Raw genomic sequence first — 22,145 nt, 5'->3', positions numbered from 1 at the left:
ATTAGTCGTCAATATCCCAGTCTTTTTTGGGCGGAGCCTCTGGATGAAATCTTACAGGGTCTTCCGCTCTTATTTGCAGAGGGCGGTGTGCCTGTTTGCTAAACGGTAGGCGAATAACAGAATCTTTGAAATCCTGCACGCGTAACGGATATATTGGCTCAAGAAAAGGGCGCCCGAGAGATGTCAGCTTTAAGAGATGAGCCATAAGAAAAGAAAAAGATATGACGACCCCTACGAGACCGAGAAGTTGAGCAAACAGCAGAAATGGAAAACGAATTAAGCGGATTGCATTGCTGAGCTCGTAAATAGGCGTGGTGAAAGAAGCAAGCGCGCTGGTGGCCACGACAATGAGCAGGACATTGCTCGTTAAGCCAGCTTGAACAGCTGCTGTTCCGAGTACAATACCCCCTACAATTCCAATTGTTTGACCAACTTTTGTCGGTAGCCGGGCACCTGCTTCTCGCAAAAGTTCAATCGCCAATTCAAGTAAAAATGCCTCCCAAACAGGTGGAAACGGGATGCTTCCCCGCGATGTAATCAGTGTTGCTATTACATCGCGGGGAAGCATTTCGTAATGATACGTTAAAATGGCTACATAAATCGATGTGGCTAAAGTAGAGAAAAGAACTGCAAATAACCGAAGCAACCGGAATATGGATGCGACACTCCAATTGGATAAATAGTCTTCAAATGCCGAGAAAAATGAAATGAGTGTCACGGGACCTGATATCGCAGTGGGTGACCCGTCTGAAAGGATGGCAACTTTCCCTTCGGTGAGTACAGCGGTAAGCCGGTCAGGCCTCTCTGTGCCGACTAACTGCGGGAATGGCGAGTTTTTATTGTCGGTAATCATTTGACTAAGAAACGAACTGTCTGTAATTTCATCGTATTCGATCTCTTGAATCCGATTGATAACGGTATTCACGTTTTCCTGGTCAGCGATTCCTTTTACATAAACGATTGCGACCCGGGTTTTCGATAACTTTCCGACTTGTAGTTCTTTTATCTGCAACTCAGGAATCGGCAAGCGTTTACGCACAAGGTTTAAATTTGTATCAAGTGATTCAACAAAAGCTTCCTTCGGCCCAGCGACTGAGTATTCCGTTTCCGGAGTGGCTACTTGCCGTTTTTCGACGGCTGGTGCTGGAACCGGCAGGCAGGCAGAAGGAGATTCTGTATTGTAGAAAATCAAGCATCCGGTCATTAATTTATTTTGAATATCCTGTATCTTGTCTGTAATAGAAAGATCCTCAATCGACAACTTTTCTTTTATTTCTTCTAAAGTAGAAAGCTCATCTTCTTTAATGGCAGGGAGAATATCGTGGTGAATGATCTCCGGTTTAACTAAAGTTTTAAAATAAGCAATGAAAAAGGGAGAATTTTCATGAAGCCTGAAAGTAAGAAAGTCTGATGACTCTTTGCACATTGTTAAAAGCTTAGCAAGTTCGCTTTCTTCAAAAGATGACTGGTCTTGTTTCGGCTTTTTCCACATTGGAAATCTCACCTCCTATTACTACTGCTTTTCTTAGAGAAAAGTAAATTCAATAATTTTAATATGAGTATAGACAACAGAACTTATACTCTTAATTTTGAATAACAATAAAGTTGTTGTTTAATTATCTTTTAAACGACAATCTACTAAAGCGGGTGGATTTAGACATAAATGTCGCTGACTAAAGTCGTTAACTAAGACTCGAGTCTTCATAAAGACCCTAAGCTAATATAATGATCTCATAAATCTAGACACCTCCACCTTCTATGTTCGTGAGAAACTGTTCCCCATTAAAGAGGCCACTGAAAAACTTGTAGTTTTTTAATTGATTTGTATAGCTAGATAAAAAAAAGACGACTCAAATTCATTTTTGAATTCTAGAGTCGTCTTTTTTGATCGATTGATAGGCTATATGGACCTATTTCTTAGCCTAGTAGTTTCAATATCCTTTTAATATTTACTGTAAATACCGCCATTGCACCTCGCAATTCCATACAGACCCGAAGATGATACAATGTCATACCCGTGTCTGTGCTTTAATTCGCTATTCTTAGCTTCTATGCATCTACTTAATCTTTCGTCAGTTTATAGAGGGATGATTCCTAATACAACAGCAACAATAATCATGACAGCTGTTGAACCACATGCCCACTTCAAGAAGGAACGCTGTAGTGCGCCAAAATCTGCTCCTACCATCCCGACCAATAGATAGGTAGAAGGAACAAGTGGACTTAATAGATGAACAGGCAATCCTAAAAGAGAAGCTCTACCGATCAAGGCAGGATCGATTCCATATGCTGCTCCAGCCTTAGCCAGTAATGGAAGTACGCCGTAGTAAAAGGCATCATTGGACATGAAGAACGTAAACGGTGCACTAATAACTGCTGTGATTACAGCAAAATGCGAACCCATTACATCTGGAATATGCTGAATCAACGAATTTGCCATAGCATCCACCATTTCCGTTCCTGCAAGAATGCCAGTGAAAATTCCAGCAGCAAATATCATCGAAACAACAGATAAAGCATTGTCAGCATAATTGGCTACACGTTCTTTTTGATCACTTAATTTCGGATAATTTATCGTTATGGCGATGGCAAAACCCATCATGAACAAAACGGCTGATGGCAGTAGTTCCATGATTAGTGCTACTAATAAGGTTATCGTTAACGCATAGTTAAAAACGATTAATTTAGGGCGCTTTAAGTATAATTCCTCAGTTGCAGCCGCTTGTTGAGCTACCCCCTGATAGTCGAACTCTATTACACCAATTCTTTTTCTTTCTTTTTTCCCGAGACAATAAGACATGAACAAAACGAATAGAACACCGCCAATCATAGAAGGTATAACAGGTGTGAATACATCTGACATTTCAAGATTCAATGCTGTCATCACCCTTGCTGTCGGTCCTCCCCAAGGAAGAAGATTCATAACGCCAGAAGAAGAAACAGCAATCCCTGCTAATAAAAGCGGTCTCATGCCGATTCTTTTATAAAGAGGAAGCATTGCAGAAATTGTAATCATGTATGTAGTGGTCCCATCTCCATCTAGTGAAATGAGCAGGGCCAAAACAGCTGTACCTATGGCAATTTTTACAGGATCTCCTTTTACCAACTTAAGAATTGTCTTAATAATTGGGTCAAAAACTCCAGCATCAATCAAAATACCAAAGAATAAAATCGCAAACAATATCATGATTCCGGTTGGAGCAACACTTTTGATTCCTTCCAACGCCATCGGACCCATTTCACTCCCGAAGCCACCTATGAGTGCAAATACAATTGGCACGACAATGAGAGCAATCATAGCAGAAAGTCTCCCCGTCATAATTAAAATCATAAATACAATTATCATCAAATATCCAAGTAAAGCGAGCATATTTATCACTCCTTATCTTATAGAGGATGTTCAAAAAGTCCGGTAAAAAAGCTTGCGAATTGCATCAAAGCTCTGTCTCTCCAGTCCTTACGTATTACCGCATACGTGCAAGGTTCTCGAGATGCGCTCCTCGAACTTCTCGGCTCTTTTTATCCTCCTTTTTGAACCCGCACTTATATCTAGATAAATTGTAATCTATGTCCGTTAATTTGTAAGCGTTTTCAAATTAAAGTGTTTTAAAATAATTGTGAAAATTTTGTTCATTTTGTTCACGAAAGGCTTTCTGACTTTCCGTAAATACATAGAGATTCGTTTTTTTATACAAAACGAATCTGGCGTTAAAACGCCACCAGTTACTATAAAGGATGTACCATTTAACACACTACACTCACCTAATCATACTGATGGCGGTGCGGAGCCGGAATTTCGGATGCTTTCTAAGGTAAAATCAGTATACGTTATAAATAGATGGCTAGATTAGTAAGTCGTGAAGCCCTATCCCCATGTCCTTCATAAAAAAGAGAAAGACCGAACTCAATCAATATGTTTCAGTCCTTCTAGTAATCAAGATAAGGATTCCCATCAAATTTTACAATATCTCCGTTCTGGTCTCCCGACAACACCGTATACTACTTCAGCTTTGCATTCCTGAACAGATATCAAATATTCCAGATATCGTCTTGCAGTTGTCCTCGAAGCACCAATTTGAACACTCACTTGCTCTGCCGACAAACTCGTATCACTCATTTCAAGGACAGTTCTCACTTTAGATAATGTAATTTCGTCGACACCTTTAGGTAATAAAGACCCTTTGTTTTTCTTGGATGGGAAGTTTTTTTGCAAAATAAGATCTACAAAATCTTGGTCTAAATCACGCTTAGTTTGCAAAAGCTGAGACTTATTGAGATATTCTTCAATCGTTTGATCAAAACGCTCCATTTTTACTGGTTTGACCAAATAGTATTCCACACCATAGCGAAGTGCTTGTTCAAGTATTTCTTGATCGATTGCTGCCGTAATCATGATAATATCCACGTTTGGGTATTTTTGACGAATGACTGGTAGCAAATCAGTTCCGAGTTGATCTGGCAAATATACATCAAGAAGAAGCAAGTCCGGTTTCTTTTGCTCCAAAATTTGAATCGTTTGTTTTGCATTTAATGCTTTACCTATTACGTCTATTTCTGCAAATTTATTCAGGAACTTCTCATGAATTTCCGCTACACGAAAATCATCTTCTGCAATGACTGCTCTTATTTTCCCCATTCTTCTCCTCCTCTCTTTTCTTTGGGCAAATAAACCGTGAATACCGTGTTTTCTGCCTCGCTATGCACTTCAATAATGCCGCCTAGTTCCTTTACTGCACTATCAGCGTTAGAAAGTCCGTATCCTCTTGGTTTTTCACTCGTCTTCGAAGTGAAACCGCGTTCAAAAAGCACGTCCATTTCTTCTTCCGTGATCCCTTTACCATTGTCACTTACTTCAAAGATAATATCCTCTCCAATATCAGTCGCGAATAACTTTACAATCGGATCCTCTATGTCATAAACAGCCTCAAAGGCATTATCTATTAAATTACCAAGAACAAGAGTTAGCTGGAACAGTTTAATATGGTCGGGAAGTTTGTCTATGTAGCTTTGCGAATCTATTTCAAATCTAAGCTTTTTTTCAGACGCCTTGCCTAATTTCCCTAACAAGATTGCCTGAACCTTTGTATCCTTTATTTGTTCGAATACAATCTGATTGAGAAATTGCAGCTCAGAACTTTCACTTTGAATCATATTTATTGCCTCGTCATATTCCCCTAATTGGATTAATCCAGATAGGACATATAATTTGTTCGTATATTCATGTGTTTGTGCTCTTAAATCCTCTGAATGCATTTTCACTTCTGATAAAGTGTTCACCATTTGCTCGATTTCCGTTTTATCACGAAATGAAGCAACTACACCACTTACTCCATCATCATCAAATATCGGCGTGATGCTCACAATAATCGTTTGATGTTTCCAAGTCATTTCCCGATTGATTTGCGGTTCGCCTGTTTTAAGAACATCATATAATTGACTTGAAGGAAATAATCCGTCTACCTTCATACGGCGAACCGTTCCTTTAACATTCAGCAGTCTTTTTGCTGGATTATTCATGGAATTGATCATGCCGTTTTTATCAACGGAGAGGATCCCTTCTTTTACGGAATGAAGCACGGCATTTTTTTCTTTATATAAATTGGCGATTTCATATGGCTCTAATCCCATTGTATCTTTACGTATACTCCGTGCAAGCAAATAGCTGCCTATTATTGATATAACGAGAGCTAGGAAAGAAACAAGCAACTCTTTGGACACATTTCTTACGATTTGTTGCTTAACATCCTCAACTAAATAGCCTACCGAAACAATCCCAATTATATTGCCATCCTTATCAAATATCGGCGATTTCCCTCTCATTGAAAGACCAAGGGAACCTTGTGCTTCCGAAATATAATAATCACCATTTTGAATCGCCCGCTCATTGTCTCCCCCTAACATACGCTTACCAATTTCTGATGGCATTGGGTGGGAATAGCGAATTCCAGCTTTATTTCCGACTACGATAAATTCGGCACCCGTTTCATTCCGGATTTTTTCGATAACAGGTTGGATATGTTCAGAAGGGTTTTCTAATTCAAATGCCTCGATAATAGTAGGCATGAATGAAATGACTTTAGATAGCTCCAAAGCGATGAGACCTCTATCCTCTGCAATTTGCTTACCTTCCATATAGGTAAAATATGACGTTAATAAAATAATCAGAAATAAGCTTAACGTAAGCACTAACCCAAGAATTTTTGTTTGTAGTGATACTCTTCTCATATTCAACAGCATCCTCAATTTTCATTCACTTTTTTTTAAAGTTTATCGGATTATAAAAATGAAATCATCTCAAAATAGGAAATAATATTATCCATACATGTTCGTATGTCCATCATCGTAATAATTGTGAACACACTAAACTGATTCGTTTTACAAATTACTTTTGTATTAAGCACAAAAATTCTTCAATATATAGAAGATACCTGACTTTGTATGTACTGCATTACAATTCTTTAATCTTCATTATAAAAAACGCTACATAAAGTAAATCTTCCATCAGTGGGGGATTAATGCGGGATGAAAAAACAGGACGTCCTTGAATCATTAGAGGAAGATCGTCCTGTTCTCTGTCATACATTTTTTCACTTACAAATTTGCCCCCATTCTTCAAGCAGAATGTCTACACCTCTCGGGCTCAAAATTAAATTCCTTTTCCCATATCGCTTATTCTCTGGGCTGATTTCACCTGTTATCACGCAAACCATACCTGGATTTTATTTCTATCTGTAATCGGCTATAGTGCCCCTACTAGGGTTGTGAAACCAATCGACTTCAAAGGAAAGCAGATTACTTCTTCCTTTCATATGCTTCAATGGTTTGCAACACGGTTCTTGCTAAAATCTCTGCCCCTGTATAGATGCAATCATGATTAAAGGTCATATTGGGATGATGTAGCCCCGGTTTTAAATCACACCCTAAGCCAAGCATTGTCGTTTTTAAATGAGGATTTTTTAGTGTGTAAAAATGAAAGTCCTCGCCTCCTGAAGAAACAATCGGCTCCATTACATGCTGCGCTCCAATACTCTCAACAATTGCTTTTTCCATATAGTCTCTTGCCTCTTGATTGACAACTGCCGCCGCAACATATCCCTTTGCTTCCAAATGGATTTTCACCCCATATAAATTCGCCAATGCGCTTGCTATTTTCTCAACCTTTTCAGTTAGTTCATCCATCACTTCATTCGTTTGCGCCCTTAAATCTATACAAAACGAAGCTTTCCCTGGAATTAGATTCCCAGAATCACCGCCTGCTATAAATTTAGTCATTTTCGCTGTATAAGGAACCAATGGGTCGAGGTGAATACCCTTGATTTCTTGAATAAGGGAGGAACCGATTTCAATCGCATTCTGCCCAAGATGCGGCCGTGCACCATGAGCATCTTCACCGATAATCACTCCTTCAATAAACTTCGCGGCACCGTGATAAATCGCGGCAACCGCTTGGCCGTTCCTCAACTCTTGAATGGGTCTTAAGTGAACACCATAAAGAAAATCAACATCATCAACAACGTGCTTTTCAACCATTTTTAACGCGCCGGTTCCTTTCTCTTCAGCAGGTTGAAAAATAAACTTGAATCTTCCTTTTTGAAAAGCATTCACTTTTTTCAAAAGCAACATGGCTCCGATCGTCATCGTCATATGTGCATCATGACCACAGCTATGGTTGGCTTGAAACTGACCGTTCACTTCCTGCCAAAGCGCATCCATGTCTGTTCGCAGACCTACACAAAAGTCACCACTACCCATTTCTACAACAAGCCCGGTACAATCAACAAACATATGGAATGGGAAACCATGCGAACTGAGTATTTGCTGAATATACGCAGTTGTCTCATATTCCTTCCAACTAACCTCTGGATTCTGATGCAAATGCTCAAATATGCTATCTAGCGTCGGTTTAAGCTGTTCGATGTATTTTTTCATGTTGTCCCTCCCTCTCTGAATTTATCTAATTACTAATATAATAACATCTTTCCATTCTGATCGTTTTTAAAGCATATTACGTACGTGTTCCTTCAATTTTTGTTTAGTAGAACAAGACGTATTTTTTTATTCAACAAACGGGTCATTGATGAAGTAACAAAAAAAGCCCAATTTCTCAATTTTACTGAGAAGTTGGGCTTTTTATATTGGGTTTTCCTTAATTGCGGATTAGATAATCGAATGCACCTAAGGCTGCATTCGCACCTGATCCCATAGAAATAATGATCTGTTTATATGGGCTATTGGTACAATCGCCTGCAGCAAACACTCCAGGGATGTTCGTAGCGCCATGTTTATCTACAACGATTTCACCGCGATTACGTTCAACTGTTTCGCCTAACCAATCGGTATTTGGTACAAGACCGATTTGAACAAACACACCCTGCAATTCAATATGCTGAGTTTCTCCTGTATCACGATCAACGTAGGAAATACCATCTACCTTGTCAGTACCGGTAATTTCTTTTGTTTGAACGTTCGTGAGGACCGTTACATTAGGTAGACTGTACAAACGATCTTGTAGTACAGAATCAGCTTTTAACTCCTGATTAAACTCAAGAACCGTTACATGTTTCACAATGCCTGCAAGATCAATCGCTGCCTCAATACCAGAATTTCCGCCGCCAATAACCGCAACGTGTTTTCCTGTAAACAATGGACCATCACAATGAGGGCAATATGCTACCCCTTTGTTCTTAAACTCTTCTTCGCCGGGTACACCAACATTGCGCCAACGAGCACCCGTTGAAATGATTACGGTCTTACTCTTTAGAACTGCACCGTTTTCGAGTTCAATTTCGATGAATTCTTTCTTTTCTAAACGCTTAGCACGCTGTAAATTCATCACATCAATATCATACTCTTTAACATGTTCTTCAAGACTGGCTGCGAGCTTAGGACCCTCAGTATACTTGACACTGATAAAGTTCTCAATGCTCATGGTGTCCATGACCTGACCGCCAAAGCGTTCAGCAACAACGCCTGTACGAATACCTTTACGTGCTGCATAGATTGCTGCACTTGCACCGGCTGGGCCGCCTCCAACAACAAGTACATCAAATGGATCCTTATCAGCAAGCTCTGATGCATCTGGAGCACTGCCTATCTTGGAGAGGATTTCCTCTAGAGACATACGGCCGTTACCAAAGGGTGCTCCATTGAGGAGCACCGTTGGTACTGCCATGATGTTTTTGCTTTCTACTTCTTCTTTGAATGCCGCACCGTCAATCATGGTATGTGTAATGCCAGGGTTAAGAATGCTCATCAAGTTCAGTGCTTGTACAACATCAGGACAGTTGTGGCAACTTAGGCTGATATAAGAGTCAAAATGATATTCGCCGTTAATGTTTTTAATTTGATCAATTACCTTTTGATCCACCTTTGGAGCTCTTCCACTAACCTGTAGCAGAGCTAATATTAATGAAGTAAATTCGTGTCCCAAAGGAATACCAGCAAAAGTTACCCCAGTGTCTTCGCCGATACGATTTACACTAAAACTCGGTGTTTTTGGTAGGTGTGTTTTCTCTACATTAATTTTGGATGACATAGCAGCTAATTCATCCACTAAAGCTAGCATATCATTAGATACATCATCAGCTCCTGCACTAACTTTGAGTAACACATCACCTTCCATAAGCTGAAGATATTGGGTTAATTGTTCCTTTATGTCTGCGTCCAGTATCATTTATCGTACTCCTTAAATCTTTCCTACAAGATCAAGGCTTGGTTTAAGTGTGGTAGAACCTTCTTGCCATTTAGCTGGGCAAACTTCACCAGGATTGTTTCTAACATATTGTGCTGCTTTAACTTTGTTAACAAGAATGCTTGCATCACGGCCGATGCCACCTGCATTAATTTCAACAGCTTGGATGATGCCGTCTGGATCGATGATAAAAGTACCGCGATCAGCAACCCCTTCAGCTTCGATTAGCACATCAAAGTTGCGAGAGATTGTATGTGAAGGATCACCGATCATTGGATAGGTAATTTTACCAATCGTTTCTGAGCTATCATGCCATGCTTTATGTGTAAAGTGAGTATCTGTTGAAACGGAATACACTTCAACCCCTAGTTCTTTTAGAGTTGAGTACTGGTTTTGTAGATCTTCAAGCTCAGTTGGACATACGAATGTAAAGTCTGCCGGATAAAAGCAAACTATACTCCATTGACCTTTTAGATTTTCTTCAGTAACATCGACAAACTGACCATTTTGATAAGCTGATGCGTTGAAAGCTTTTACTTCTGTTCCAATTAGAGACATAATTAATTTCCTCCTGCGTGTGTTTTTGAGAATTATAAATAGTTGGTTTCAGAACATCTATCCGAAACTCTAGTTACTTATATATCGATAATTATTATTTAACCATAATAATTATTATTTAACTATAATAATTCTAATTCAATATTTATTATCGTATAAAAGTAATTGTTTTGTCAAGGAAAATGCACAACTTTACCGATCGTTGTTTTAATTGATGGTTTTCTTTGATAATGGACTTTGCTTTTATTCTACCCCATCACTAATAAAATATTTCAATAGCTTCTGAATACTGTAACCTTTAATATCAAAACTTTCTTACCAAAAAATTTTGAATAAGATTAAACACTCTTTTCCAGTAGAAACGTGCACTCTACTTGGTCGGGCCGGCATGATAGTAGACGGCAGAGCCAGCTTCTTATATAAAGGGGGTAGCCTTACCTAAAATAACTGGCCGCCTTAAAGAGCGCAGCCAGTTATTCTCCTTATTCTTTTACAGGGTCCAGTTTCTCTTTTGAAAAAAACCAGCCACCTAGTGCAATCAAAATCAGCACGACATAGAAGATAGTCTTCCAAGCCACTGAATGGGCAAACGCTTCAGGCAATATTGCTAACGATGGATGTGATAATGTGTAAATAGCTAGTTTCACACCGACCCAGCCGACGATCATAAATGCAGCCACTTCAAGCCCTGGTCGAGTATGCAGAAGTTTCACAAACACATTGGCCGCAAAACGCATGATAATTAATCCGATCAATCCACCTGCGAAGATTACGATAAACTTACCGCCGTCTATGCCACCAATATTCGGTAAGTTCGTATCTGGAAGCGCCATTGCCAATGCAACGGCGGCAAGGATCGAGTCTACTGCAAACGCAATATCCGCTAGTTCCACCTTGAAAACTGTCGCCCAAAAGCCAGCTTTCTTCGTTTCCTTTTCCTCAGTAACATTTTCTTCACTCTTCTTTACTAGAAGCTTTCTAAATATATGGTTCAAGGCAATAAATATTAAATAAATGGCGCCAATCGCTTGGACCTGCCATACATCGACAAGATACGAAATTGCAAACAGCGAGCCAAAACGGAAAACAAACGCTCCTGCAAGTCCATAGAATAACGCTTTTTTCCTTTCTTCATCCGGTAGATGCCTTACCATAATCGCCAACACAAGCGCATTATCCGCGGCCAAAAGCCCTTCAAGCGCAACCAACACAAGTAACACCCAACCATACTCAAGTAAAATTGAAAATTCCATATGTCCTAACTTCCCCTCTTTCATTTTTTTAAATAGGTTACCCCATTAGCTTATTTTTTTCCTTAAGTGTTTCCGGTGATAGCTGAACCATCCAGTTCACAACAATTCCAAAAATCATCACATCATCCACTATTCCAATGAGCGAGAAGAAATCTGGAATCAAATCAAACGGAAATACTGCGTACCCAATCATGAATACTATTCCCATCACTTTTTATGAAGCTGAACTTCGCGTGAAATGAAGAATTCCCTTAGAAACGGAAGTACCGTCCAAAACTTAATGATAAATAGGAAACGTTTAGCAAATTTACCGACCGAACTCACCTCGCTTTTATTGAAAGTTGAAAAATAATCAAACAAAAAACCTTTACCAAAATACGGTAAAGGTTTGAAATTTTATGGTTATACCTTTACCCTTCTTCGGTAAAGGTCTTGCTAACAACATCAAGTTGCCAACAAAGCCGAGAGAAATTCTCTGAAATGACGACTTTGCTGTAAAAGCTACTCCCCTTTAGGAGAATATTCAATTATTTATAATTATTATACTATACATATCGCATTTTTGTCAAATAAAGTGGAACTTTCATCAGTTTTTTTCCTCCCACCTATTTTTTTCTTGATTCCCGCACAAAAATTGAGATCGGGATATTACAGCCTGTTAAACTGGAATGAAATAATCTTTACCACCTCTTATATGAAATCTTCAGAAAAAAATTAAAATGCAAAAAGAAGCAGAAAGCCCTGATACGAATGGCTTTCTGCTCCTAAGTGTGTTCAATATTGATTAAACAGTGCCAAACACCATTATCTTAGCTCTCAGTCGAAGTAGCCGCCTTACGCTCATTTCGCTTATGAATGATAATCGTAATTACGAACGCAACAACGATGATGCCAAAAAATGCTGTATGCGGGATATGGATTCCAAATACACTTAATAGCATTTTAAGAGCGATAATGCCGATTAAAATGAAAGCCGTATTTTCAAGTTCAGGAATTCTATCAATTAGATTTAGGAATACTCGAGCTACTGTACGCATTAATAAAATTCCAATCATACCGCCCAATAATAATACCCAAACTTGATCCGAGATTGCGAAGGCTGCCAAAATCGAGTCAGCCGAGAACGCGATATCCATTCCTTCTACCATAATGACTGTTGCCCAAAACATACCAAATGTACGGACTAACCAACTGTTTTTATTGAATTCTTTTACTTCATCATCCCCGCCGGATTTTTTCCGGAAATGACTAAAAGCAATCCATCCAAGATAAAGTGCACCTAACACTTTAATCCACCAGAAGTTAACTAAGTATACGCCGATTCCGATGAAAAGGAATCTAAAAACATAAGCACCTAATAGACCATACATCAATGCTTTTTTTCGTTGTTTTTCGGGAAGATGTTTAACCATAACTGCTAGCACAAGTGCGTTATCAGCTGATAGTAACCCTTCCATAATAATTAATGTCCCGATTAATCCCCAAGAAACAGGATCTGTTAACACTTCTCCCCACATTTGCCAGTCGAAAAATAAAGCGTACGTACTAAACATTTGGTTTAAAATTTCCAAAAAAATAAAACCTCCCTAAAATATTGGACTCTAAAATCAGCTTGGATATGAAAATACAGTACCTTTCTTTTTAAAAAGGTACGATCACAATCCATACCACATCCCACAATAATCACGCCAACGTGATTTGTATAGTCTAAATCATACCATGAGTAAGGGAGTAGGACAATTATTAATTACTTTTTTACAAAAAAATAACACCATTCCCTTTACGAATGGTGTTAGTATCTTTAAATTCCCACTTATTTATTACTCCTGCGTAACTCTCGGTAAGTTTCACTGTATCTCACCAATCGGGATTTCCAGGCTGTTCAACACTCTTTTGATTTCTTACCATAAGGTGGATATTACAGCCTGTTAAACCCGGATAAAATTTCCCTCTTTACAATCCATCATTACAATTTATAATAAGAAGTAATAGTGATAAACTAAAAGCTGCATGGCAAGTTTGCGGCAGGTGGATTTTTCTTAAAGTTTACAACTTTACTTTTCGCCACCCATCCTTTATTAAGGGGATGGGTGGCTTTATTGTTTTATAGGAGGTTTTTTTAATGGGTATATGGAAATATGCTTTACTAGTCTTTCTTGGTGGCTGTTCATACGGAGTTATCTCGTCATTTGTTAAATTAGGTTATAAAAATGGTTATGGAATAGGCGATTTGACGGGCAGTCAGTATTTGCTTGGAGCCGTTATGTTATGGATCATTACGATCTTTGTCCCCAAAATTAGGTTAAGTGTTAAACAATGGCTGATTTTGTTGATCAGCGGGATGCCAATGGGTTTAACTGGGATTTTTTACAATAAATCACTAGGATATGTCGATGCTTCTTTTGCTATTATCCTGCTTTTGCAATTCACCTGGATCAGCATTATTTTACAATACATTTTTGATAAGAAAGTACCGGAACGTAAGAGTATTATTGCAACGGCAATCATTCTTTGCGGCTCCGTTTTAGCTTCAGGTTTTTTAAGTAGTGATCTCACCTTTTCACTTGTCGGAATCGGCTGGGGACTGCTTTCGGCATTATCCTTTGCTACCTTTATTTATGTAAGTGGTCGTGCAAGTCTTCCGATTCATCCAATCTACAAAAGTGCAATCATGACAACCGGAGCGGCACTTCTCGTATTTACCGTACTTCCACCAGTATTTCTCCTAAACGGAGCATTGGCGGATGGATTGCTTAAATACGGTCTTCTTATTGGTTTCTTCGGTTCGCTCGTCCCTCCACTTTTATTTAATATTGGCATGCCAAAAGTAGGCAGTGGCCTTGGCACCATCCTAAGTGCCTCCGAACTACCAACAGCCGTTCTCATGTCCACATTTGTGCTACACGAAGTGGTCACCCTCTCTCAATGGACTGGTGTAGCAGTAATTCTATTCGGGATTGCCTATCCGAATTTTCAAAGGAGAAGACTTTCTTCTCATACCTAACTTTTTAAAATTCTTGAAAGAGGATGTTCCAAAAGGATCTGACCCAGCATCACTACACAGTTTTTCGAGTTACTTACACTCCATCAACTGTATGTAATAGTGGTAAGGTCTGACCTTTTACTTATGGAACATCCTCTTTCTTCTATTATTATTGATTTTTATACTCGTCATGTACGCGCGTACTTTATTATTTAACTTTTTGAATCCATTCCACAAAGTTATTCATTACTGTATCTAAGAATTGAATCGTCGGTTCATGAACTAGGTTTCCAGATTCATTAATTTTTTCGTGTACAGCTCCGATAAATACTTCGTTCCCAGGCAGAGTGAATGCCGAAACGCCAGGTGAGTTTAAGATTTGACGAAGTTGCATTTGAGCACGAACTGTACCTAGTGCACCTGGAGAACACCCAACAATCATGACTGGCTTATTCACCATTACTTTATCCACCCTCGAAAACCAATCAATGGTATTTTTCAAGAAACCTGATATGGAATGGTTGTATTCTGGTGTTGCAATTAAGATTCCGTCACTATCCGTGATTTTTTTCTTAATGTCTGTTACTACGGCGGGCGGGTTTAACTCCTCATCTTCATTGTACATAGGAAGGTTTTCTAGTGGCAAAATTTCAATTTCGACCTTGTCCGTATATCTTTTTTGCATAAAGGCAGTGATTTTTTTATTATACGATTCTTTACGGTTACTCCCTACAATGGCTACTAATTTCACGATAAAATCCCTCCCTATTTTTGCCGAACCAAAACGGTACAGTTTCACACGAAATTGACGAGGTTTTTTTAGTTTAACTAGGTCTTTTTAGATTGTTCCAAACATCCCAAACAATATCTTTTACTCGTCAGTAGTAGTTTGCCTCACATCTTCCACTTTAAATCATGTAGAGAATTACACTGAACTGAATGTGAAAAGAAGCGAAATCATCTTCTTATAAAGTGAAACTTCAATCAGTGGGGGTTTTCTTCATCCCCCACTGATTGTTAGTTGAACCAATCGGGCTTTTACGGGCAGTTCCCCCACCTACGCTTCTTCGATTCCTCTAAGCCTTGAGGTAGGGGTTTTACTGCCCGTTAATGCGGGGTAAAGGAGGTTCAAAAAGTCAGGTAAAAACCGCTGTCGACTTTCTCGAACAATAACAGCTCACCAAACAATAGTAGCTAGACTCAATGTATATGTTATAAGTCGAAAAAATTGATTTGGTGCGATTTACTCATTCTTTAAATTAGACAGTCTTTTGAATAACTCTTATTTCTGGACACATACTAAAGTTGAATGTGTTTTTTTATATAAGAGGAGGAATGAAAATTCATGCAAAACCAACAAGGTCCCATGCACCAAAATATGCATACAGGCGCTGTGCCTCAACAACTGAATCATGGCGGTCATGAAATGTTCGATGTTCATGAAGTGTTATCAGGAACAATTGGTACACTCAATCAATATATGCTTTTACGCCAACATGTAAAAGACCCCGAACTTATGGATATATTGAATCACCAATATCAATTTATCCAGGATGAATACAATATTACAGTTGATTGTTTCACAACCGGTCAGGATCCGCAGAAGCGGACTCAAAGTTATAAAATGAAGCAAGGTAATGACTTCATTTATGGGTTAACACCAACCCAGCCGAAGAAACCGTTACAGTCTGTAACAGAAATCACCGATGAGTGCATCTCCGGGTTAATGCTCGGAGCTGTAAAATCATCTGCAGCCATGAAAGCAATGGCCGCTTGTGAAGTGACAAATCCAGTGGTCCGTCGGGTGCTCGCAGATTCGGTTCCCAACTGTATTGAAATGGCATACGAGATTTCCATTTATCAAAACAAACATCATTATTATCAGGTCCCACAACTAGCACAACAAGATATGCAGCAAATGATAAATGCCTTTGCGCCTAGTCAAATACAACCGAATAACGGGATGGCTCATTGACCTTTAATGAGATTATTTCCTTTTAGATGTGTCTAAAAAAGAGTCTGACCTCGTACCCTAAATCAATATGTAGTGTTTCACACACTCATCTTATACTGTATTTAGTTGTCGCGGGGTTTGACCCTTCTTAGCTAGACTTTATTTCTCCTTAACACGGTCCATTTTCATGTCAGCTTCCAACAGGTTTAGCCATTGATGAAGTCATGAAACCAATAATCACAATTGTTAAGCTAGAAAAAAGAAACACTTTCAGTCCTAATGCGTTATATGCGACAGCAACAATTAAACCATCAATGATGAATATAACAACTCCAATATTTAATGAAAAGGCTTGCGCGATAAATTGAGCTAACAAGTCCGTTCCGCCTGTGCTTGTTTCGTATCGCAGCATAAGCCCAATTCCAATTCCAATGAATATCCCCCCAAATAGCACACTTGTAACAATAGACGGTGAAAATTGGTTCCGTAAAGGAGCTAACCAATCAATGAATGTCGAAGCGACAATCAATCCAAGAAAACTATTATAAAAATACTTCCTTTCACGACACCAAGCATATATGCAAAGAGGAATACTTAACAGCAACATACAAAGCCCGGTCGGATATTCAAAGTAATAATGAATTATGAGGGCAATACCCGTAATTCCTCCATCCAACAAATGATGTGGTACTAAAAAGCCGTTAATTCCAATCGCTATCAATAAACTACCTATAATAGTAGCTACTATTTTCTGAACGATACGAATCACCTTTTTTGAATTATTTAACAATTAAATATATGTCCAAGCCCTATTTTTAAGAATAATAAAAGAGGATATCCCATGAAAAAAGTAAGATTCCGCAACTACAGATACAGTAGACAATACTTGCATGTAGTTGACGAATGCAAACTCTTTAGAGACAACCTCGCATTATTTTTCCTATTCTTTTAATAAATAAGCCACTTTATCAATCGCTTCTTGTAGCTTTTCACTATTTAAGCTATACATCTTTTTCGCTTCTTTATTTTCCGTTCCAAGTGCGAATAATTCGATGTCTGCTTGGCACTTTTTCATAGTTGCGAATAATAACGGTTTTTCTTGAGGAGATGGCACTTGAAGTTTATCATCATAAAGATCGACGGTTAATTGGCCATAATTATCGACTTGCCCAAGAAATACATTTTCAAGAAGCACCCCGATTTTTTCCAACTCAGTTTGTAACCATAATCTACTTCGACCAGCCGTGGACAATGGCTCTTCCAGTACTTTTCCATCCATGATAACAGTCTGGGGTTCCTTAATAGGGGCAACAGCCATATGTAAATCCTTCGCAGTCAATGGTTGATTTTCTTTTTTAACCAATACACTTAAATCTCCAGTGGCCTCTAATACGGCAAACTCCACATCTGCCACCTGAAAAACATTATCTTTTCGGAGAAGTGCTAACAATTCATCAATCGTATATCGTTCTTTTTTTAAATTTTCTTCCATGATTTTTCCATCTTTAATAAACACGGTCCCTTTTCCTTCAATAAAATCGCGAAAGCTTTTACTTTTTAATGAAATTAAACCAGCTGCGAAAGGGATAACTGCAAAAGTAAGGATGGATAATACTCCTAAATAAATGCTTTGTTCAAGACCTGTAACAACTTCCGCTCCTAAACTGCCTATTGTGATTCCAATGACGTATTCAAAGAAAGATAATTGGGATATTTGCTTTTTACCTAACCATTTAGTCACTAAAAACAAAATAGCTAGAAATAGTAATGAACGTACAATGACTTCTAACCAATCCGGCACTACTACACCTCCAACTATGATGCTTAAAAACCTTTATATTGCGTTTCTTCCACTTCCAACTCAATAGCTCGTTGCTGCAAATCCGCCACGACTCCATTCACTATGACCATTGTCTCGTGAAAGATGCGTTTCGATTCTTCATCTGGAGTCCGAATCTCTAAGCTGGATAAATTGGCTTCAATTCCTTTAAGACTAGCAAGACATTGCTTCACTTCTGATCCGATAGTCACATGCGCATCCTCCTTTTTCTATTGGCAGTGGTTATGATCATCATGATTCCTATTCAGCTTCATACTCAATCGACACGGCATGGGCAATTACCGGAATTGTTTCTTTTTGCTGAAATGTAAGAGGTGATAACAATGCACCTGTTGCGACCACCAGCAATCGTTTAATTTCGCCTTTTTTCATCCGGTTTAACAGATGACCATAAACAACCGTAGCTGAACATCCTGCACCACTAGCCCCTGCCAAGACTGGTTGTCCTTCCCGATAAATCATTAACCCACAATCTTGATACTGATCATCACGGACTCGTATTCCATGCTGGTCTAATAAATCCAGCGAAACTTCATGTCCAATTCGACCCAAATCTCCAGTCACGATTAAATCATAATAAGCTGGATCAATGTTTCGTTCCCTTAAATGGGCTTCAATCGTATCAACGGCTGCTGGCGCCATTGCCCCTCCCATATTGAGTGGATCTGCAATCCCCATATCAATTACACGACCAATTGTAGCTGATGTGACTCTTGGACCAATTCCAGAGTCACTTAACAGCGCCGCTCCCGCACCAGTCACTGTCCATTGTGCTGTAGGGGGTTTTTGTCCGCCATATTCGGTTGGATAACGAAATTGCTTTTCAACAGCCGCATTATGGCTAGAAGCTCCCGTTAATAAATACTTGGCTCCTTTTGAATTCACAAGAAAAGCGCCTAATGCCAACCCTTCCATAGAAGTTGAACATGCTCCAAATAATCCAAGATACGGTGCCCCAATTGTTTTTCCAGCAAAGGTAGTTGGAGTAATTTGGTTAATTAAATCTCCAGCGAGAAGAAACTGAATTTGTTCTTTTTGAAGTTCTGCTTTTTCTATCGCTTTTTGACAGGCTTCTTCCAAAAGTACTTTATGTGCTTTCTCATAGGAATCTTGTTGCAACCACAAATCTGCGTGAAGAAGATCAAAGTCGTTCGTAAGTAATCCGTCTGCTTCAAATGGACCGCCAACAGTTCCTGTGGAAATAATGACCGGTTTTTGATCGAATACCCAAGTCCGCCTTCCTCTCAGCATAACAAGTCACCCCACTGAAACAGCGTTCGCTTCCGATACTCCTTTGGAACGGATGCCAGTTGCTTCTTTTTATGATGTAACATGCGTACAACGCCTCTTTCCACTCAATTGTTGCTTTCGATTTTATGCTTAAAAAAGGGAATGTCCTAAAAGTGACTGAAACCTCACAATCCATACACAGTTAATCGTGTTATATAACTGTGTATAGTTGTTGTGGGGTCTGACTCTTTAGTTTAGGACGGACTCTTTTCTACTGGTCATTATTGTTTATATTGAGGCTCTTCTTCGATGATTTGTTGGACTCTTGGAGAAAGGGTATCGACAATGGTTTGTGTTTGTTGGGCAGCTTGTTGATACATTTGTTTAGCTTGTTGATTATCTGTTGCCAATGCAAATGTTTCAAAACTAGCTTGAATACCTTTTAAACCCGATAATGTTTGTTGTACTTGATTAATAACAGTCATGTAAAAATCCTCCTTTGCTTTAATCATTACAAATGATAGAATGCTTTATCTATGATCAATTTATGAATCCCAAATATATCCACAGGAGGAATCTTACCTTTTCCACATACTTATAACCATCTTTTACTTCTAAGCCTATTTTTTCGGACAAACTTCTTTAGTAGTTAGTACACGTAAAGCATCCCGAACTTTTTTTGCAAAGGCAATCGGTTCATCAATCGATTCAAAATGCATAAACATAAGACGGGGTTTATCAAATAACCAGTGGTTATGGACAGCGGTTACGATAATATCATGTTCACGAAGCTTACTAATGAAACGATTAATCTCAGTTTGAAGAATGACAGTTTCCCCGGTACAAAGAGCCAATCCGTCGCTTGTCATCGATTCAAAAGTAAACATTTGCGGGATTAATAAGAAGGATTTGCCCTTTCTTCCACGAACAATCGGTTTGATATTTGTACGAGATTTCATTACCATACACATTCCATTTTCAGATGTATGAGTCGCTCCACCAAGAATGTTATTGAATCTATCACAAAGGTTAGCTACATTTGTATCATGAATCATTCCTCTTTGTGCAACCCCCACGTTTTGGGTAATCAACACCGACATCGCATCCTTAACTTTCTTTGCGAATGTGATTGGATGATCAGTTGATTCGAAATGCATATACATGAGACGTGGTTTATCAAAAAGCCAGTGATTGTGTAGAGCCGTTACAATAATCCCATGCTTTCGGAGCTTACTCATGAACGGATTGATTTCTTCTTCAAGAATTACGGTCTCACCAAGGCATAAAGCTTTTCCTTCACGATCTATGTTTTCAAACGAAAAAGCTTGGGGAATAAACATAAAGGATTCCGCTTTCCTACCTAGTACGACTGGATGTAAATTTGTTCGCGATCGAGTCGCCAAACAAACGCCATTTACTACACTAGGTGTTGAATCAAGAATTTCCGCGAATTCTATACACAGCTCCGATGGATTTTGGTCCATATTTCTCATTAGACACTACACCTTCCATTATTTAGATTAGGACTAGTGGAAAAATTAGTTAACAATCAAAAAAAGAAACTATCCATTTTTCCTCCGCAAAAAACACATACAGTGTAGGGTATGCGAATTTATGAATGCGGTCTAGGCCCGTACCTAATAGAAAAAGATTGATGTAGTCAATACCATTGAAGACTATTCACGTATATAATCCAAGAGCATAAAAAAGGCCGAACCAAGGTCATCGGATCTTTCCGACACCTGATTCAGCCTTTTATTTTTTACTGTAAATGATTTATTTTACTTTCAAGTTCGCTAATAACTTCATTTGCGGATAATCCGCTCGCTTCAATCACCGAACCCTTAGCCGAAGCCTCTTGTATGCCCATCATATTTGAATCTAGTCCAGTCACAACACAAAAGTCTACGTTTTGTGCGTCAGATTCCTGTTTTAATTCAACAACATCATAGCCCTTTTCACGTAACGCTTCGGAAATATTCGTTAATGATCCTTCTACAGCAATTTTTTGCATAGTTACACCTCCTACTTGCTAAGCTTTCCTTTTTTAAGCCCTTGTATGTATACATTTCTTATCAAATTGAAAAGTGCATCAGGCAAAGTTCCGCCGAATATCTTCTAAAAAAGTTTGAACCGAGGGAGCTAAATAACGATTTTTCATAAACGTTAAATAAACAGTCCTTTCTAATGCTTGAGAATCAATCGTTTTTCGGACAATTGAATCATCCTTTGGACCAGATAAATAATGTTCGGGGATAATAGTAATCCCCAGATCTTCTCTCACTAATGATAATGCTGCAGTAATGGTAGCTGGTTTTACAGGTCATGGCCTTGGAGCTACACCAAATGCAATGGCTAATATGGCTACAGTGACAGAGCGCTTTGGACCTTCACGAAAAGCATACCTCGTCGTTCCAATTGTAGGAGCCATTCTTATTGATGTATTTGCCATGCCGATCATTATTACGACGATTAATTTATTTGAATAATGAAAAAAGGGTCTGTCCGATAACGAAAGGGACAGGCCCTTTTAGATTTCTCCCTTTCATACTTGCTCAACTCCTGTTGATATCAATCTCTTCTATTCCTATCGTATCATGACGTTTAATTTTTCCTATTTTATTTTCCGTTACGGT

General features: G+C 38.8%; 21 protein-coding genes and 2 pseudogenes. 3 read left to right on the top strand and 20 right to left on the bottom strand.

What is annotated here, in order from left to right; translation table 11 throughout:
• Window position 1: 1 nt before the first annotated feature.
• The 11 genes from AC1MGI_RS09330 to AC1MGI_RS09280 form a co-directional block, all read right to left on the bottom strand.
• Complete coding sequence (locus AC1MGI_RS09330; RefSeq protein ID WP_480349465.1) at window positions 2-1,492, bottom strand: spore germination protein; 1,491 nt, start codon at window positions 1,490-1,492, stop codon at window positions 2-4.
• Window positions 1,493-2,077: 585 nt separating this feature from the next.
• Window positions 2,078-3,370: a CitMHS family transporter gene (locus AC1MGI_RS09325; protein ID WP_480349464.1), complete on the bottom strand. Its 1,293-nt coding sequence runs from the start codon at window positions 3,368-3,370 to the stop codon at window positions 2,078-2,080.
• Between the two features lie 582 nt (window positions 3,371-3,952).
• Window positions 3,953-4,636: a response regulator gene (locus AC1MGI_RS09320; protein ID WP_480349463.1), complete on the bottom strand. Its 684-nt coding sequence runs from the start codon at window positions 4,634-4,636 to the stop codon at window positions 3,953-3,955.
• Window positions 4,624-6,225: an ATP-binding protein gene (locus AC1MGI_RS09315; RefSeq protein ID WP_480349462.1), complete on the bottom strand. Its 1,602-nt coding sequence runs from the start codon at window positions 6,223-6,225 to the stop codon at window positions 4,624-4,626. The genes AC1MGI_RS09320 and AC1MGI_RS09315 overlap by 13 nt, the downstream gene beginning before the upstream one ends.
• A 362-nt stretch (window positions 6,226-6,587) precedes the next feature.
• On the bottom strand, window positions 6,588-6,710 hold the full coding sequence (locus tag AC1MGI_RS09310) for a hypothetical protein (protein WP_480349461.1): 123 nt from the start codon (window positions 6,708-6,710) through the stop codon (window positions 6,588-6,590).
• Between the two features lie 82 nt (window positions 6,711-6,792).
• Entirely contained in the window at window positions 6,793-7,929 is a 1,137-nt protein-coding gene (locus AC1MGI_RS09305; protein WP_480349460.1) for a M20 peptidase aminoacylase family protein, read from the bottom strand.
• A gap of 217 nt (window positions 7,930-8,146) precedes the next feature.
• Window positions 8,147-9,673 carry an alkyl hydroperoxide reductase subunit F gene (ahpF, locus tag AC1MGI_RS09300; protein WP_480349459.1) on the bottom strand — a complete coding sequence of 509 codons (1,527 nt, stop codon included), beginning with the start codon at window positions 9,671-9,673 and terminating at the stop codon, window positions 8,147-8,149.
• Between the two features lie 12 nt (window positions 9,674-9,685).
• Window positions 9,686-10,249, bottom strand: a complete 564-nt coding sequence (gene ahpC / locus AC1MGI_RS09295) for an alkyl hydroperoxide reductase subunit C (RefSeq protein ID WP_480349458.1) — start codon at window positions 10,247-10,249, stop codon at window positions 9,686-9,688.
• 482 nt (window positions 10,250-10,731) lie between these two features.
• Window positions 10,732-11,502 carry a TerC family protein gene (locus AC1MGI_RS09290; RefSeq protein ID WP_480349457.1) on the bottom strand — a complete coding sequence of 257 codons (771 nt, stop codon included), beginning with the start codon at window positions 11,500-11,502 and terminating at the stop codon, window positions 10,732-10,734.
• Between the two features lie 37 nt (window positions 11,503-11,539).
• Window positions 11,540-11,695, bottom strand: coding sequence for a YkvA family protein (locus AC1MGI_RS09285; RefSeq protein WP_480349456.1), 156 nt, complete (start codon window positions 11,693-11,695; stop codon window positions 11,540-11,542).
• A 616-nt stretch (window positions 11,696-12,311) separates the two neighbouring features.
• Entirely contained in the window at window positions 12,312-13,073 is a 762-nt protein-coding gene (locus AC1MGI_RS09280) for a TerC family protein (protein WP_480349455.1), read from the bottom strand.
• 551 nt (window positions 13,074-13,624) lie between these two features.
• On the opposite strand from AC1MGI_RS09280, the gene AC1MGI_RS09275 reads away from it, so the two are divergent.
• The gene (locus AC1MGI_RS09275) at window positions 13,625-14,506 is read left to right on the top strand and encodes an EamA family transporter (RefSeq protein ID WP_480349454.1); all 882 of its coding nucleotides are present in this window, start codon (window positions 13,625-13,627) and stop codon (window positions 14,504-14,506) included.
• Window positions 14,507-14,693: 187 nt separating this feature from the next.
• Here AC1MGI_RS09275 and AC1MGI_RS09270 read toward each other — a convergent pair whose 3' ends face one another.
• Window positions 14,694-15,236 carry an NADPH-dependent FMN reductase gene (locus tag AC1MGI_RS09270; protein WP_480349453.1) on the bottom strand — a complete coding sequence of 181 codons (543 nt, stop codon included), beginning with the start codon at window positions 15,234-15,236 and terminating at the stop codon, window positions 14,694-14,696.
• Window positions 15,237-15,830: 594 nt separating this feature from the next.
• On the opposite strand from AC1MGI_RS09270, the gene AC1MGI_RS09265 reads away from it, so the two are divergent.
• Entirely contained in the window at window positions 15,831-16,460 is a 630-nt protein-coding gene (locus AC1MGI_RS09265) for a spore coat protein (RefSeq protein WP_480349452.1), read from the top strand.
• Between the two features lie 169 nt (window positions 16,461-16,629).
• Here AC1MGI_RS09265 and AC1MGI_RS09260 read toward each other — a convergent pair whose 3' ends face one another.
• From AC1MGI_RS09260 to AC1MGI_RS09225, 8 genes and pseudogenes are all read right to left on the bottom strand, one after another.
• A complete protein-coding gene (locus AC1MGI_RS09260) occupies window positions 16,630-17,229 on the bottom strand; it encodes a YitT family protein (RefSeq protein ID WP_480349451.1) in 600 nt (199 codons plus the stop codon).
• A 150-nt stretch (window positions 17,230-17,379) separates the two neighbouring features.
• The gene (locus AC1MGI_RS09255; protein WP_480349450.1) at window positions 17,380-18,240 is read right to left on the bottom strand and encodes a DUF421 domain-containing protein; all 861 of its coding nucleotides are present in this window, start codon (window positions 18,238-18,240) and stop codon (window positions 17,380-17,382) included.
• A gap of 23 nt (window positions 18,241-18,263) precedes the next feature.
• Window positions 18,264-18,470 (bottom strand): DUF1657 domain-containing protein, encoded by a 207-nt coding sequence (locus AC1MGI_RS09250; RefSeq protein ID WP_480349449.1) that lies wholly within the window; start codon window positions 18,468-18,470, stop codon window positions 18,264-18,266.
• A 49-nt stretch (window positions 18,471-18,519) separates the two neighbouring features.
• A complete protein-coding gene (spoVAD, locus tag AC1MGI_RS09245) occupies window positions 18,520-19,530 on the bottom strand; it encodes a stage V sporulation protein AD (protein ID WP_480349448.1) in 1,011 nt (336 codons plus the stop codon).
• 260 nt (window positions 19,531-19,790) lie between these two features.
• Entirely contained in the window at window positions 19,791-19,994 is a 204-nt protein-coding gene (locus tag AC1MGI_RS09240; RefSeq protein WP_049680140.1) for a DUF1657 domain-containing protein, read from the bottom strand.
• Between the two features lie 135 nt (window positions 19,995-20,129).
• Window positions 20,130-21,002 carry a DUF1259 domain-containing protein gene (locus AC1MGI_RS09235; RefSeq protein ID WP_480349447.1) on the bottom strand — a complete coding sequence of 291 codons (873 nt, stop codon included), beginning with the start codon at window positions 21,000-21,002 and terminating at the stop codon, window positions 20,130-20,132.
• A gap of 269 nt (window positions 21,003-21,271) precedes the next feature.
• Entirely contained in the window at window positions 21,272-21,523 is a 252-nt protein-coding gene (locus AC1MGI_RS09230; protein WP_480349446.1) for a YkuS family protein, read from the bottom strand.
• 78 nt (window positions 21,524-21,601) lie between these two features.
• Window positions 21,602-21,805, bottom strand: a pseudogene (locus tag AC1MGI_RS09225) (LysR family transcriptional regulator substrate-binding protein); the annotation flags it as partial.
• Here AC1MGI_RS09225 and AC1MGI_RS09220 point away from each other — a divergent pair.
• Window positions 21,795-21,998: pseudogene (locus AC1MGI_RS09220) on the top strand (sodium/glutamate symporter); the annotation flags it as partial. The pseudogenes AC1MGI_RS09225 and AC1MGI_RS09220 sit on opposite strands and share 11 nt — an antisense overlap.
• Window positions 21,999-22,145: the final 147 nt, after the last annotated feature.

This window comes from Peribacillus sp. BM1 (assembly GCF_056679975.1).
The sequence above is the reverse complement of the archived record's forward strand: the minus strand, read 5'-3'. Positions and strand labels throughout refer to the sequence as shown.

What these genes read in the sequence shown, in the direction of transcription:
- AC1MGI_RS09330 (WP_480349465.1), bottom strand. Translation starts at nt 1,492, where the DNA reads ATGTGGAAAAAGCCGAAACAAGACCAGTCATCTTTTGAAGAAAGCGAA.
- AC1MGI_RS09325 (WP_480349464.1), bottom strand. Translation starts at nt 3,370, where the DNA reads ATGCTCGCTTTACTTGGATATTTGATGATAATTGTATTTATGATTTTA.
- AC1MGI_RS09320 (WP_480349463.1), bottom strand. Translation starts at nt 4,636, where the DNA reads ATGGGGAAAATAAGAGCAGTCATTGCAGAAGATGATTTTCGTGTAGCG.
- AC1MGI_RS09315 (WP_480349462.1), bottom strand. Translation starts at nt 6,225, where the DNA reads ATGAGAAGAGTATCACTACAAACAAAAATTCTTGGGTTAGTGCTTACG.
- AC1MGI_RS09310 (WP_480349461.1), bottom strand. Translation starts at nt 6,710, where the DNA reads ATGGTTTGCGTGATAACAGGTGAAATCAGCCCAGAGAATAAGCGATAT.
- AC1MGI_RS09305 (WP_480349460.1), bottom strand. Translation starts at nt 7,929, where the DNA reads ATGAAAAAATACATCGAACAGCTTAAACCGACGCTAGATAGCATATTT.
- ahpF (WP_480349459.1), bottom strand. Translation starts at nt 9,673, where the DNA reads ATGATACTGGACGCAGACATAAAGGAACAATTAACCCAATATCTTCAG.
- ahpC (WP_480349458.1), bottom strand. Translation starts at nt 10,249, where the DNA reads ATGTCTCTAATTGGAACAGAAGTAAAAGCTTTCAACGCATCAGCTTAT.
- AC1MGI_RS09290 (WP_480349457.1), bottom strand. Translation starts at nt 11,502, where the DNA reads ATGGAATTTTCAATTTTACTTGAGTATGGTTGGGTGTTACTTGTGTTG.
- AC1MGI_RS09285 (WP_480349456.1), bottom strand. Translation starts at nt 11,695, where the DNA reads ATGATTGGGTACGCAGTATTTCCGTTTGATTTGATTCCAGATTTCTTC.
- AC1MGI_RS09275 (WP_480349454.1), top strand. Translation starts at nt 13,625, where the DNA reads ATGGGTATATGGAAATATGCTTTACTAGTCTTTCTTGGTGGCTGTTCA.
- AC1MGI_RS09265 (WP_480349452.1), top strand. Translation starts at nt 15,831, where the DNA reads ATGCAAAACCAACAAGGTCCCATGCACCAAAATATGCATACAGGCGCT.
- spoVAD (WP_480349448.1), bottom strand. Translation starts at nt 19,530, where the DNA reads ATGCTGAGAGGAAGGCGGACTTGGGTATTCGATCAAAAACCGGTCATT.
- AC1MGI_RS09240 (WP_049680140.1), bottom strand. Translation starts at nt 19,994, where the DNA reads ATGACTGTTATTAATCAAGTACAACAAACATTATCGGGTTTAAAAGGT.
- AC1MGI_RS09235 (WP_480349447.1), bottom strand. Translation starts at nt 21,002, where the DNA reads ATGAGAAATATGGACCAAAATCCATCGGAGCTGTGTATAGAATTCGCG.
- AC1MGI_RS09230 (WP_480349446.1), bottom strand. Translation starts at nt 21,523, where the DNA reads ATGCAAAAAATTGCTGTAGAAGGATCATTAACGAATATTTCCGAAGCG.